Origin of the sequence: Limnochorda pilosa (assembly GCF_001544015.1) — a bacterium.
In the GTDB taxonomy this organism is placed as follows: Bacteria; Bacillota; Limnochordia; order Limnochordales; family Limnochordaceae; genus Limnochorda; species Limnochorda pilosa.
This window is the reverse complement of the sequence record NZ_AP014924.1, coordinates 2,169,509-2,183,297: the sequence shown is the minus strand read 5'-3', so window position 1 is coordinate 2,183,297 and position 13,789 is coordinate 2,169,509. Positions and strand designations below refer to the sequence as shown.

Here is a 13,789-nt window from a genome sequence, read left to right as displayed (position 1 = left end):
TGGGGGCTTGCCGCTAGCCCTTGACGGCGCCAGCAGTCAGCCCCCGGATGATGTAGCGCTGGAAGAGCAGCGCGAGCAGTACAGGCGGAATGCTGGTCAGCACCCCCGCCGTGCTCATCGCGACATAGTCGATGCCCACCTTGCTCGAGAACTCGGAGACGATGACGCTCAGCGTCTTGGACTGCAGCGTGGAGCTGAAGATGAAGGCGGTGAAGAACTCGTTCCACGCCACGATGAAGGCGAACATGCCGCCGGCGGCGAGTCCGGGCGCGGAGAGAGGAAGAACCACCCTGAAGAGCGCGCCCGCCCGGGTGCACCCATCGATCCGCGCCTGTTCCTCCAGCCCCTCCGGGACACCCTCGAAGTAGCCCTTCAGGATCCAGACGATGAGCGGCAGGATGATGGCCAGATCGGCCAGCATCAGGGCCCAGACCGTGTCCAGCAGCCGGAGAGAGCGGAAGATGACGTACATGGGGATGATTAGCACCACCGGAGGCAAGAGCTGGGTCACCAGGAGTGTGGCCAGGAAGGGTCCTCTCAGCCGGAACCGCAGGCGGGTGACCGCGTAGGCCGCGAGGGAGCCGGCCGCCAGCGCGAGGAATGTGGCGCCCGTGGCGACGACGAGGCTGTTCAGCGCTCCCCGCCGGAGGCTGCGGTGGACGCTGGTGCTCCCAGGCCCGCCGAGGAAGATGCTTCGGTAATGCTCCAGATTGGGCTTATCGGGCAACCACTGGAGGGGTACGCTGGTAAGATCCACCCGGGTGGAGAGGCTGCTGATGACAAGCCACGTGAAGGGCGCCAGGACCCAGAGGCAGACCAGGGCCACGGCCAGGTAGAGAGCGGCCCGCTGGACCCAGACGCGCCTCCGCCGGCTCATGGGGTACCACCGTCCGATCGAGCCTCGCCCGGCGAGACCAGGCGGACATGGAAGAGCGCGATCACGAGCGACACCAGGGCGATGAGGAAGGCCAGGGCGGAACCGTAGCCGAAACGCATGAACTTGAAGGTGGTGAGGTACGTGAAGAAGGTGGCCAGGTTGGTGGCGTCGGCGGGGCCGCCGGCCGTCATGACGTAGATGAGGTCGAACTCCTTCAAGGCCCAGACAGTCTTCACCACCAGAGTGACCGCAACCACCGGCCGCAGGAGCGGTAGGGTGACGTACCACAAACGGCGGAGGGCGCCCGCGCCGTCGACGGTGGCCGCCTCGTGCAACTCGTCGGGAACCGTCTGGAGCGCCGCAAGCAGAAGGATGACCGCGACGGGCGTCTCCTTCCAGATGTTCGCCAGCACCACAAAGTGGAAGGCGCTTGACGGGTGCCCGAGCCAGATCTGGTAGGCGTCGATCAACCCCAATTGCGAAAGAAGGGCGTTCAGCGCCCCGTAGTTGGCGTTAAGGATCCACTTCCACATGACGCCGTTCACCACGTAGGGGAGGGCCCAGGGAAGGATGATGAGGCCGCGGACGAAGCCCCGGCCGGGGAAGCTCTGATTGAGCAGCAGGGCGATGAGGAGGCCGAGAGCGGTCTCCACCGGCACGGTGAGGAGCGCGAAGTAGAGCGTACGGCCGAGCGCGGCCAGGAAGCCCGCATCGCGCAAGGCTGCGACGTAGTTCTGCAGCCCCACGAAAACGCCGCTCTGGGGCCTGGCCAGGTGCAGGTCCGTCAGGCTCATCCAGAAGGCGCGGCCCATGGGGTAGAGGAGAACGCCGAAGACCAGCAAGAGGGTGGGGAGGAGGAGCAGCACCGCCAGCGGCAGGGGGCGGTCGAGCCAGCCGGAGCGGTCGAGGGCCACGAGCGGGTGTTGGGCCGGCCGGGACGACAGGCTCCTCATGACCCCGCCACCTCCAGGCGAAGTCCCACGTCAGGGACGAGTGCGAGCACGTCGGGGAGGCGGGGAAAGCCAGCCGTCCCCCCCAGGTAGCGTGTGGCCAGGGCGCCGCAGGCGTTGGCGATAGCCAGCGCGTCCGCCGGCTCGAGCCGACGGAGGAACGCCCAGACGAAACCGGCACTGAACCCGTCGCCTGCGCCGGTGGTATCCACAGGTTCGATGGGATGAGGACCGGCGCGAAGGATGCCACCGCCCTGCAAAGCAAGGATCGCCCCACCGCTACCCAGCTTCACCGCCACCCGGGGCACCGTACGGGCCAGCGCGACGGCAGCGTCTACCGGATCGGCCTGGCTCGTGATGGCCCGAGCCTCTTCCTCGTTCGGCAGGAAGACGTCCAGGAGCGGAAGGCAGGCCTCGATGCCCCGCCAGCGGCTCTCAGGGTCGTGGCCGGGGTCGAGGGAGGTGGTGAGCCCGGACGCTCGGGCCTCCCGGAGGACCCTGGGCAAGTGATCCCGGAGCGAGGTGACGAGGTAGTACGACGCCACGTGAAGGTGCCGGGCCCTCGGCAGCAGGGCTGGGTCGACGTCGGCCGGAGAGACGTGGGCCGTCGTTCCGGGAAAGGTGATCAGCATCTTCTCGTCCGGCCGGGTGACCGAGACGGTGACGCCTGTCTTGCGGGTAGGGTCCACGGCGACCTGCTCCAGGTCGACGCCCTCACCACGAAGGGTCTCCAGGGTGAAACGTCCGAAGTGATCGTTCCCAACCCGCCCCACGAAGGCTACCCGGGCGCCCAGCCGTGCCAGGTCGCTCGCGAAGATGCCGGCCGACGCCCCCAGGGTGAGGAGGGCGTCCGACACCGTGCGCTCCTGCCCGAAGGCAGGCTCGCCCTGGAGCCCTGCCAGGATCAGGTCCACGTTGAGGTCGCCAAGGACCACGCAGTCGATGGGTCGCGGTGCCACCGTGCCGCCTCCTCTTCTTGCGCGGTGCCCCTGACGCCGCAAGCATCGCGCCGTAGGACGATCCGCTCACCGGGTCAGGCGCTGCTCCACATCCTGGAGCGCCGCATCCACCGCGCACGAGATCGCGCCCATGAGGCTGGCATCGCCGCCCAGCCGGGCCAGCACCACCTGGGGCACGAAGGGGACGTGGGCCTGAAGGAACCCTGTGATCCTCTCCTCATCGAACAGCGCGAGGCCGACGCCTCCACCCACGATCAGCCGTTCGGGGTTGAAGGCCGCTGCCAGGTTCGCGAGCACCATGGCCAGATAGCGCACGCTCTCGTCGATGACCTGGCGGGCTGCGGCGTCTCCGGACCGGGCCAGGGCGAACACACGCTCAGATTCGGACGCGCCGGTTTCGGCGTCTCTTGCCCGGTCGCCCGCCAGCACCCGGTACCGGCGGACGATGCCAGGCCCCGAGAGGACCGCCTCTGTCGCCCCCGTTTCGCTGAACGTCTCCCGCACGTGCCCTGGGTCCAGGACCATGAAACCGATCTCGCCGGCCGCCCGGTTGGAGCCCCGCACCAGCCGGCCGTTGAGCACGATGCCCGCCGCGAGCCCGATGCCGATGTTGACGAAGACCACGTTCTGACTGCCCTGCCCCGCGCCCCAGGCCAGCTCGCCCAGGACCGCCATGTCCACGTCGTTCTCCATGAGGATGGGACAGGCGAAGGCCTGCTCCATGTGCTCCTTGAGCGGGATGTCCTGGAGCTCGGGGATGAAGGGCGCGAGCCAGGGCCGCCCCGTCGTGGGCAGGAGCACCCCCGGGCTGGCGAGACCAATGGCCATGGCTTTCCTGTCCGGAAGCGCTTCGATCAGTTCGCGGGCGGTCTTCTCCAGGCGTTCCACGACTCGCTGGCCGCCTTCGTACGCCAGGGTCGGAAACTCGACCCTCCGAACGATCGTCCCCGCGAGGTCCGCAGCCGCGGCGCGGATGTGGCGAGCGCCCAGGTCGAGCCCAAGGACGTACCCGGACGCGGGGTTGAACTCCAGCAGCTCCGGGCGGCGGCCCAAGCCCCTGCGGGTGGTACCGTTCCGGAGCACGAGAAGGTTCGCTTCCAGGAGGCTGGAAACGGCCATGGAGACGGCCGCAGGGCTGAGACCCAGCTCGCGGGCGATCAGGGACCGGGAGACAGGCCCCTGGGTTCGGATCAACTGGAGTACCTCCACCATGCGGTCACTCATAGCGCGGCGCCTCCGTCCATTCCTTCAGAGGCGTGTAGAAAACAGCCCATACTCAGGGCATGATGCCAAATCCTTCACGAGGACATCGTATCATGGGACGTTGGCTGGGTAAAGCCCCTGTTATTTCATTGAAGGATGCAAGCGTGGGGAGGCGGCGCAGCCTCGACGGAGGGCTACGGCAGGCCGACCGGCACGGGCTGGGACTGGCCTGAGAGACGGGGGAGATCACCGATGGGCCTGGTGGCCAAGCCGCGGAGCGAACTCCACCGCATCGCCGGTCGCTCGTCGTGCATGAGAGTGCACAACGAACCCGCTGGTGACGGGACAGGCGTGTCAGGATACAATGACGTGCAGGAGAAGAATCGCATGAGTGATTCTCGACTGCGCCGCTTCCGCGCAGGGGTCGGATTCGATCCTGGGATGACGCGGGGGTACCTGCGTACCAGCGCTCAACTGGCTGTCCTCGTACGGAGCCACGCGTGAAGAGGCGCTGGAACGGGGAGCGATGATCGAGCGTGCACCCAACGTGGAATCCAGACGCCTACTCCCACCACGCCCGCTTCGTCTCGGACCTCGGCATGCCGCTTCTCGACCGCCTGGCACCACGGCCCGGCGAGCGGATCCTGGACCTGGGGTGCGGCGACGGGGCCCTAACGGTGAAGCTCCACGAGTGCGGCTGTGACGTTGTGGGAGTCGACAGCAGCCCGGAGATGGTCGCGGCGGCCAGAAGCCGCGGCGTGGACGCGCACGTGATGGACGCCCAAGCGCTCCGGTTCGAGAATGCGTTCGACGCGATCTTCAGCAACGCGGCCCTCCACTGGATGAAGCGGCCGGACGATGTTATCGCGGGGGTCTGGAGGGCGCTCAGGCCCGGTGGCCGGTTCGCTGGCGAGTTCGGGGGCGAAGGGAACGTTGCGACCGTCGTGGCGGCACTGCGAGCGTCGCTTGCCGCACGCGGCATCAGCGCCGACGCCGTCGACCCCTGGTACTTCCCGAGCGTCGAGGAGTATCGGGCCCGGCTGGAAGCCCGATCGTTTCAGGTAAGAGAGCTTATCCTCGTTCCTCGGCCGACCCCATTGCCCACGGACATCCTGGGGTGGCTCAAGACCTTTGCGCAGGACTTCATCGATCTGGTTCCAGCGGCTGAGCGGGTCGGCTTTCTGCAAGAGGTGGCGGAGCGGTGCCGACCGAAGCTCCAGGACGAGCACGGGACTTGGGTCCTCGACTACGTTCGGTTGCGGTTCCTTGCCATCAAGCCCAAGCCCGGCGGTGGGAACGCATGAGTTCCCCGCGGACGACGGCCGTGAGTGGAACGGCGCAGGGAGGGATCCGCTTCCGTGGATCTTGCCGAGTGGATCGCCTTTGGGGTGGCCACGATCGTCATGGGGGCCGGCGTCGTGGGTACCGTGTTGCCCATGCTCCCTGGGATCCCCATGGTCTGGCTCGCCATGCTCGTCTTTGGGATGGTTGAGGGATTTCAACAGGTGGACGGCGTCTTCCTGACGGTGACGCTGGTTGTAGCCATCGCGGCCCAGGTGGCCGAGCACTACGCACGGGCGTGGGGGGCGCGCCGCTACGGCGCGGGACGAGCCGGAGCCTGCGGCGCGGTGCTTGGAGCGGTGGTGGGCCTCTTCTTCCTGCCGCTGGGGCTCGTGCTGGGGCCGTTCCTAGGTGCGTTGGTGGCGGAGCTGTTTTCGGGAAAGGACCTGCCGCAGTCGGTTCGGGCCGGCTGGGGCGGGCTGGTGGGGACGCTGGGTTCGGTGGCCGTCAACTTCGCCGTCGCCTTAGGCATGATGCTCGCTTTTGTCGCTCGGGCGGTCGTGTAGGCGGCCCTCTCCAGGCCGTTGCTGATGAAGCCATCGCAGGCCGCGAGGACGGGGACGTTGGTCCTGTTCAGGAGGATCTTCGGGCACGGTGAGCGTCACACGGCCCATCTCAGGTGGAGTACGGCCTACGGAACGGGAGGCGAGAGCCATCCGGTGTGGAACGAGTTCATCGCCATCCCTGTCCCGTGGTAAGGGGTCTCCACCCATGAACCGGGAGCGAGACCAGAAGCCGCGGCTGGCCCTGCTGCAGGCCAGACCGGTGTTGGGAGCGATTTCGTCATGGCAGGGGACCAGCGCTCGGCTTCGGGCCCCGGCGAGGGACTCAGGCCGCCACCGGTGCCCTCGGGCGGGCCGGCGGTATCCAGCCTCTGGCGGTTGAGGGACGTGCGCCTGATCCTGGCGGGAGTGGGCACCTCGCTCCTGGGGGACGCGGTGCTCACCACGGGGCTCCTTTGGTACGCCCTGGAGCAGACCGGTTCGGCCGCGGCGATGAGCGGGGTTCCTCTGGTCTCCAGCCTGGTCCTGCTCGCCGTCATGCCTGCGGGCGGTGTCTGGCTCGACACCCACGACCGCAGGCGCGCCATGATCGGGGCGGACCTCTTCCGGGCTGGCTGCCTGGCCCTCTTCTTGCTCCCGCTGGCTGGGGCCACGTTCCTTCCGGGGACGATCCTCCCGTGGGGTGGGGACCTCCCCTGGGGTGCGGTGCTGGTGCTGGTCGCGCTCCTTGCCCTGGGCAGCGCCGTCTTCGAGCCTGGGGTGGGCTCGGTGCTGCCCAACTTGGTGCCGGCCTCCCTCCTGGCTCAGGCCAACAGCGCATACTGGACCGTCCGGAACGTGGCGCGGTTCAGCGGCCCGGCCGTGGGCGGCTGGCTCCTGGCCCGCTCGGGGATCGGCGGGGTGATCCTTCTCGACCTGGTGACGTTCCTCGTCTCCTCCGCCGCCCTGGCGGCCGTCCGTGCACCCTTCCAGAAGTCTTTCCAGCGATCGGGGTCGCCGTCCGGCAGCGTTCCGCCCTCCAGGGATCCAGCCAGCGGTGGCCCATGGACACGGCTGATCGAGGGGGTTCGTTTCGTCCGCGACGATCGGCTGGTACGGGCGACGGTGGGGGTGGCCGCGACGGCGAACCTGGCCATCACCCTCCTCACCGTGAGCCTGCCGGCGGTCGTGGCCCGACAGCTTCACGGTGGGTCCGAAGTGTACGGGCTCCTCCAAGGCGCCTTCCAGGCGGGGATGGCGGCCTCGGGGGCGCTGCTGGGGATTGCGGGGCTGGCCCGCCGCCTGCCCAACCACTCGGGGAGCATCGGCGTGAGCCTGCTGCTGATGGCGCTCACCCAGGGGCCTTTCGGGTGGATGCCCACCGCCGGTTCCGCCGGCGCACTGGCCGCGGTGGCCGGGGGCGCGCTCGTCCTCACCTCCACCCTCACGGATACCCGGATGCAACTCGCAGCACCCGATCCCCTGCGGGGCCGGGTCTGGAGCCTCACCCAGAGCCTCTCGGGCGCGCTGCGGCCGGCGGGCTCCCTTGCCGCTGGGGTGCTGGCTGACGTCGCGTTCCCGGGGGCGGCCACGGCCTTGTCGGGGATCCTGCTGGGCGGGCTGGCGCTGTGGGTGTGGGGGACGCGTGGGCTGGACGGTCGACCGAGCGTGGACGCTTCTCAGCCGGGGTGACAGTCTGGCAGGGCGCACCATTCGTCACGCGCTTCCGTACCGTGACCCCACGGCGCGATCAGCAGCCTGGCCCCACACGTGGCCGATCCACCAGAAGCGGCCGGGTGGCTCGGATGGGGACGCGACAGAAGGTGTGACCGGCGACGCGGCGGGCCGCCCTCTCTGCCGATCGCGGTCTACCTCTCCAGGCCCGGATCGTGCAGGTGAGCCACGGCGACACCTTCATGGTCGCGTTCGCGGGCACGAGTTCGGCGCGCGTACGGCTCATCGGCGTCGGCGCCCCCGAGGGCGTGCATCCCACTCCGAGCGCCGAACCGTTCGGGGTGGCGGCTGCCGCATTCACGAAGGGACTCCTTCCCGACGGGCGCATGGTGAACGAAGTCCTCCTGGCGGCGGGCGACGCGCAGCTCTACACCCTTCCACCGAACGTGCGGCACGTGGAGCGCTTCCGCTGAGGGACGGTGGCGGGGCCGATGGGTCGGCCAAGATGACCATCTAGACACGATCCGCTGCATTTGTCACATCTGTCATCTTGGGCTTCTGGAGCGGTCTGCGGGCTCGAACCGATCGGTTGGGCGCGAAATCGACCACCCCATCCCTGAGGGGAGGAGGAAACGCTAGCCCGTTGGGGAAGTTTGTAGTGACATAGTTACATTGTAACGTGCATTCCAGGCTGGAGGGGCTTCCGTGAACGAGAGAGTCGCGCTGCGCCACGTGAGCCCCATCCCGCTCTACTACCAGCTTCGTGAGGCGCTGGTGGAGAAGATCCGGCGGGAGGGGCTGAACGTGGGTGACCGCATTCCCACCGAGGCCGAACTACAGCAGATCTACGGGGTAAGCCGGACCACCGTGCGGCAGGCCCTGGCGGACCTGGTACGGGACGGCATCATCCGCCGGCAGCGGGGGCGTGGTTCCGTCATCGCCCGCCCGCCGGTACAAGAGATGCTGCCTCGTCTGGTGGGGCTCACGGAGGAAATGCGCTCGAGGGGCAGGAGTGTTCGGTCCGACGTGCTCGAGTGCCGCTGGGTGGAGGCCCCTCCCCGGGTGCGACAGGCCCTGGACATTCGGCCGGGAGAGCAGGTCCTGCTGCTGGTCCGCCGCCGCTACATCGACGACGACCCCGTCTTCTACGTGACGGACTACCTCCCCGCACGGCTAGGCCTGACACCCCACGACGACTTTCGCGGCTCCCTCTTCGACCTGATGCGGATCAAGGGCGGCGTGAGGGTGGTGCGAGCGGAGGTGACCGTGGAGGCCGTGGGCGCGGGGGAACCCGAGGTTCAGTACCTTCACGTTCCTCCGGGCTTCCCCCTGCTCCGGAACGTGCGTACCTTCTTTGCCGCGGATGGCTCCCCGGTGGGCTACCTGGAGGAACTCTGCCGTTCCGATCGTTACCATCACTTCGTGGTGCAGAAGGCGGAGTGATCAAGGAAAGGAGTTGGAGACGATGCAGAGCAGAAGGCGCCTGTCGATGGCGATCGCCATGGCCATGGCTTGGGTGGCCCTCCTGGCCATGGTCCTGGTGCAGCCGACTCCGGCAGCGGCTGGGAGACCCTTGCGGGCGGTGATGATCTCGCCCTACGGGAAGGGTGTACCGTTCGATTCACTGGCCTACCAAGGCCTTGAGGACGCGGCTGAGAAGCACGGACTCCAGGTGAAGCTGGTCGAGGCTCGAGACCAGAGCGAGTACGAGTCGCAGATCCAGGCCATGGCCGAACTGGGCTACGACATCGTCTTCGCACTTCACGACTACTTCGCCGAACCGATGAAGGCCGTGGCCCCGTTGTACCCTGGCACCACGTTCATCCTCATCGACTCGCAGGTGGACGGTGGCCTTCCCAACATGCTCTCGGTGGCCATGGAGCCCCAAGAAGGCTGTTATCTGGCCGGCATCGCAGCGGCCCACGCCACCCAAAGCAAGAAGGTAGGTTTCATCGGCGGGCTGGACCACCCCATCATCATTCAGTTCCTGGCAGGATTCGAGGCAGGCCTTCACTCCGTGGACCCTGAGATTGACATTTCCGTGGCCTTCTCCGGCGTCTTCGACGATCCAGTCAAGGGTCGTGAGATGGCGCTGGCCATGATCGACCGGGGTGCGGACGTGATCATGCATGCCGCAGACTTCACCGGCGTGGGCGTGCTCAAGGCCGCGGCGGAGAGGGGTGTCTGGGGTGTGGGTGTGGATCTGGACCAGTCCGACGTGGCCCCTGGCCACGTCCTCGCGTCCGCACTGAAAGACGCCCGCGGGGCGGTGCGGGCGGCGGTCCAGATGGTCGTGGAGGGGACGTTCGAGCCTGGCGTGATGATCTACGGGCTGGAGCAGGGAGCGGACCTGGTGGCCATCCCTGCGGACCTCTCCTTCTATCGGGAGCACCCCGAGGTGCTCGCAGCCATCGAGCGGGCCCAAGAGGAGATCAAGGCGGGCATCATCGTGGTTCCGAAGACGACGAAGACGCGATAGGTCCTCTGCCCGTCCGGCTTCGTCGCCGGGCGGGCAACCCATGGAACTCAGACAGGCACGGAAGGAAAGAGGGAACGCATTGACGAGCCAGCAACAGGTCGACGACCAGGCCCTCTCCTCGCGGATCCTGGGATGCCTGACGGGGGTGGGCGTGGGCGATGCCCTGGGCATGCCGACGGAGTTCCTCTCCGCAGCTCAGATCCGGCAGCTCTTCGGTGAAGTTCGTACCTTTCAAGCCGCGCCAGCGTGGCACCCACTCGCCCAGCTTGCGGCGGGACGGATGACCGACGATACGGAGCAGACATTGGCCATAGCACGGCTGGTGACTCAGAAGGCTGTCTTCACGGCGCGGGACGTGGCCGAGGCGCTCTTGGGCTGGGCGGCGGAGATGGACCTCGACAGCTTGGACCGGATGGGCCCCAGCACCAACCACGCCTTGAAGCTGCTAAGGGCGGGTGAAGACCCATATCGCACCGGGCTTCGAGGCAACACCAACGGGGCGGCGATCCGAATAGCGCCCGTGGGCTGCGTCTATCCGGGGGCGCCTGAGGACGTCCTCGACGCGGTGGTGGAGGTCTGTGCCCCCACCCATCTCACCGACGTGGCCGTGGCGGGCTCTACGGCCGTCGCGAGCGGGGTGGCCCGTGCCCTCCAGGCATCGACTCTGGACGAGGTCTTCGAGGCGATGCTGTGGGGTGCCCGTCGCGGGGAGGAGAGGGCCCGAGAGGTCATCGAGGTCGCAACGGACGGGCGGGTACCGTGGGAGGTCATCTCCGGGCAAATCAACCCTTCCTTGGCGCTCCGGCTGGAATGGGCCCTGGATCTGGCCGCTTCGCTGAAAGGCAGTCCCCGTGAGCGCCGGGACAGGCTGGCCCGTGCCATCGGAACCGGCGCGCTGATGATCGAGACGGTGCCTTTGGTGGCGGGGATCCTGCGGATCGCCGAGGGTGATCCCTACGAGGCTGTCGTGCTGGCGGCGAACGCAGGTGGGGATACGGACTCGCTGGCGTCCATCGTCGGAGGGGTGGCCGGCGCGTTGCACGGCGTTGCGGCCTTCCCCCAGGAGTTGGTGCGCGCGTTCGAACGGGCGAACGAGGTCTCCCTGGCCAGGGTAGCCGATGGGCTGGTCCGACGGGCCACGATGTCCCGTACTGCTGGGTCCGTGCGGCCAGGAGGTGTTCCCGATGCATGAGGTTGGGCGCCTGGGGCTGTCGCCGGCTGGGCACCCGCCCGCGGTAGCGGTGGTGGGCGTGCCAGTGGTGGACATGGTGGCCCACGTGGAGCGGTTCCCAATCCCTGGGGGCCACAGCGCCGGTTCGTCGCTGGACGTGGCGCCGGGCGGGCCTGCGATCAACGTGGCGACCGGCGCTGCACGCCTGGGTCACCCGTCCATCCTCCTGGGCAAGATCGGCGCGGACCCGTTGGGTGACCTGCTGGCAAGCGCCCTTCGCGAGGAGAGTGTGACCCTTCCGGAAGGTTTCGTCGTTTCCGGCTCGCCGACGGCGGTGGTCTTGGTTCTGTACGATGGGAACGGGCGGGGAGAGATGAGGAGCTTCTCCTTCCGACAGGGATCGGCCGACGGGCAGCTCGCGGAAGCGGATATGGAGCCGGCGCTGCTGGCCGGAGCTCGGGCCCTCTTCCTCGACGGGGTGCTAGCCTTTGCCGACGCCTTGACCGCGGCCGGACTGCGAGCGGCTGAGATAGCGCGCAGCAGCGGTTGCCGCGTCTTCATGGACCCCAACGTGCGGATTCCCGGGAATGCCCTGCCACCGGACCAGGCCGCCAGGATGGCTGCCCTCCTGGCCGTGAGCGATGAGGTGCTCCTGAACGAGCGAGAGGTCTTCTGGATCTCGGGAATGCCGCCCGGAGGCTCGGGGCGGCCTCCCGTGGAGGCTGTGATCGAACGCTTGGCCGGTGCTTACCCGCTGGTGGCCTGCTGGACGGTGAAGCTCGGGGTGGAGGGATGCATGGTTTTCGCAGGTGGCGAGGTGTTCAGCCAGCCGGCCTTTCCGACGAACGTCTGCGACACCAGCGGTGCAGGCGACAGCTTCGATGCAGCGTGGATCGCTGCCTTCCTGGAAGGTAGGGGGCGGCGGGACGCGGCCCGCTTTGCCTCGGCGACGGCCAGCCTGACGGTAGCGGGGAAGGGCGCGTGGAGGTCGCTCCCCCGGCGGAGCGCGGTCGACGCGATGTTGGCGGAACGGGGGATGTGAGGATGCCCGAGTGGCCTCCGGGTGACGTGCCCGCCGTAGCGATGCAGGGTATTGTCAAGCGTTTCCCCAGCGTGCTGGCCAACGATCGGGTGGACTTCAGCGCCAATCAGGGAGAGATTCACGCCCTGGTAGGCGAGAACGGCGCCGGTAAGTCGACGCTCATGCACATCCTGGCGGGCATCCTCCAGCCCGATGCGGGCGAGATCCACATCTTCGGGAAGCGCCGCCGGTTCCGTTCGGCCGCAGAGGCCGCCCAGGCAGGCATCGGAATGGTTCACCAGCACTTCATGTTGGTACCGTCGCTCTCGGTGCTGGACAACCTCCTCCTGGGTAACGAAGACGTCGGCGTCGCAGGGTGGCTCAGGCGGCGGGAGGCCCGCGAGCGGATCACGCGCCACGCGGAAGAGCTCGCCTTCGGTGTGGACCTGCGGTCCGCCGTCGGCTCCCTCCCGGTGGCGATGCAGCAGCAGGTTGAGGTGCTCAAGTGCCTCCTGCGCGAGGCGCGCGTGATGATCTTCGACGAACCGACGTCGGTGCTGACGCCACAGGAGACGGCGGCACTCTTCACGGCGATCCGGCGCATGGTCCGGCAGGGTCGCACGGTGATCCTGATCTCCCACAAGCTGCGCGAGGTGTTGGATCTGGCAGGCACGATCACCGTCCTCCGAGACGGCCGGGTGACCGGTACCGTGCGGGCGGCGGAGACGTCCGAGCGGGAGCTGGCCCGCCTCATGGTGGGGAGGGAGATTCACCTACCGAGGCGGAGCGCGGGGCCTCGGCCGGATGCTACGGACGCGCGGCGGGAGGAAGACACAGACGAAGGCGCCGCCGGGCCCAGACCAGGAGGCGCGGCTGCGGGGTTGGAGGTCGCGGATCTCATCGTGCCCGGTCGGGGAAAGGGCGGGCAGGTGGGACCGCTGAGCCTCTCGATCAGGCCTGGTGAGATCGTGGGTGTCGCCGCGGTCGCCCGCAACGGGCAGCAGGAACTCGTGGAGGCGGTGGCGGGCCTGCGTCCCATCGCGCAGGGCCAGGTGGTGCTGGACGGGGTGGATCTGACCCGCCTCGGAGTGCGTGAGCGCAGGCAGAAGGGGCTGGCCTACATTCCCCAGGACCGGAGGGGAAGGGGCGCCGCCCCCGCCCTCAGCGTGCTGCGGAACGCCATGGCATGCCAGTATCGCACGAAGCACCTTCAACGTGCGGGTTGGCTCAGGATGCGACGGGCGCGCACCCTGGCCGAGGACCTGATGGACGCGTATCAGGTCCGGGCGCCGGGAGCCGATGCTCCGGTGCAGACCCTGTCGGGCGGGAACCTTCAGAAGCTGGTCGTGGGTCGTGAGATCGCCACGCGCCCGCGAGTGCTGCTGGCGGAGGATCCTACCCAGGGTGTCGACATCGGTGCTGTGGAGTTCATTCGTCGGATCTTGCTGGAAACGGCGGCAGGAGGATGCGGCGTCCTCCTGGTCTCGCAGGACCTCGGCGAAGTCCTTGCCCTGAGCCACCGGGTGCTGGTGCTCTTCGAAGGGCGGCTCGTGGGGGAGAGACGCCCGGAGGAGACGTCGGAGGAGGAGATCGGGTTGCTCATGGCCGGGGGTGGTCACGAGTGAGCGGGTT

At 68.2% G+C, this 13,789-nt stretch carries 13 protein-coding genes; 9 read left to right on the top strand and 4 right to left on the bottom strand.

Annotation, left to right across the window (positions count from 1 at the left end; all coding sequences use genetic code 11):
• Positions 1-13: 13 nt before the first annotated feature.
• From LIP_RS09660 to LIP_RS09645, 4 genes are all read right to left on the bottom strand, one after another.
• Positions 14-877 (bottom strand): carbohydrate ABC transporter permease, encoded by an 864-nt coding sequence (locus tag LIP_RS09660; protein WP_068137449.1) that lies wholly within the window; start codon positions 875-877, stop codon positions 14-16.
• A complete protein-coding gene (locus tag LIP_RS09655) occupies positions 874-1,830 on the bottom strand; it encodes a carbohydrate ABC transporter permease (protein WP_068137445.1) in 957 nt (318 codons plus the stop codon). Before LIP_RS09655 ends, LIP_RS09660 begins: the two co-directional genes overlap by 4 nt.
• Positions 1,827-2,786 (bottom strand): carbohydrate kinase family protein, encoded by a 960-nt coding sequence (locus tag LIP_RS09650; protein ID WP_068137441.1) that lies wholly within the window; start codon positions 2,784-2,786, stop codon positions 1,827-1,829. The genes LIP_RS09655 and LIP_RS09650 overlap by 4 nt, the downstream gene beginning before the upstream one ends.
• Before the next feature lie 66 nt (positions 2,787-2,852).
• Positions 2,853-4,010, bottom strand: coding sequence for an ROK family transcriptional regulator (locus LIP_RS09645; RefSeq protein ID WP_068137438.1), 1,158 nt, complete (start codon positions 4,008-4,010; stop codon positions 2,853-2,855).
• Positions 4,011-4,525: 515 nt separating this feature from the next.
• Here LIP_RS09645 and LIP_RS09640 point away from each other — a divergent pair.
• The 9 genes from LIP_RS09640 (at position 4,526) to LIP_RS09600 (ending at position 13,782) form a co-directional block, all read left to right on the top strand.
• The gene (locus LIP_RS09640) at positions 4,526-5,293 is read left to right on the top strand and encodes a class I SAM-dependent methyltransferase (RefSeq protein WP_068137435.1); all 768 of its coding nucleotides are present in this window, start codon (positions 4,526-4,528) and stop codon (positions 5,291-5,293) included.
• A gap of 54 nt (positions 5,294-5,347) precedes the next feature.
• Positions 5,348-5,836, top strand: coding sequence for a DUF456 domain-containing protein (locus tag LIP_RS09635; RefSeq protein ID WP_068137432.1), 489 nt, complete (start codon positions 5,348-5,350; stop codon positions 5,834-5,836).
• Between the two features lie 279 nt (positions 5,837-6,115).
• Positions 6,116-7,504, top strand: a complete 1,389-nt coding sequence (locus LIP_RS09630) for an MFS transporter (protein WP_082726116.1) — start codon at positions 6,116-6,118, stop codon at positions 7,502-7,504.
• Positions 7,505-7,707: 203 nt separating this feature from the next.
• Entirely contained in the window at positions 7,708-7,959 is a 252-nt protein-coding gene (locus tag LIP_RS09625; RefSeq protein WP_144440419.1) for a thermonuclease family protein, read from the top strand.
• 232 nt (positions 7,960-8,191) lie between these two features.
• On the top strand, positions 8,192-8,929 hold the full coding sequence (locus LIP_RS09620) for a GntR family transcriptional regulator (RefSeq protein WP_068137422.1): 738 nt from the start codon (positions 8,192-8,194) through the stop codon (positions 8,927-8,929).
• Between the two features lie 22 nt (positions 8,930-8,951).
• A complete protein-coding gene (locus LIP_RS09615; RefSeq protein WP_158509624.1) occupies positions 8,952-9,965 on the top strand; it encodes a BMP family ABC transporter substrate-binding protein in 1,014 nt (337 codons plus the stop codon).
• Between the two features lie 79 nt (positions 9,966-10,044).
• Positions 10,045-11,157, top strand: coding sequence for an ADP-ribosylglycohydrolase family protein (locus LIP_RS09610; RefSeq protein ID WP_068137417.1), 1,113 nt, complete (start codon positions 10,045-10,047; stop codon positions 11,155-11,157).
• On the top strand, positions 11,150-12,178 hold the full coding sequence (locus tag LIP_RS09605) for a carbohydrate kinase family protein (protein WP_068137413.1): 1,029 nt from the start codon (positions 11,150-11,152) through the stop codon (positions 12,176-12,178). The genes LIP_RS09610 and LIP_RS09605 overlap by 8 nt, the downstream gene beginning before the upstream one ends.
• Before the next feature lie 2 nt (positions 12,179-12,180).
• Positions 12,181-13,782 (top strand): ABC transporter ATP-binding protein, encoded by a 1,602-nt coding sequence (locus LIP_RS09600; protein WP_068137409.1) that lies wholly within the window; start codon positions 12,181-12,183, stop codon positions 13,780-13,782.
• Positions 13,783-13,789: the final 7 nt, after the last annotated feature.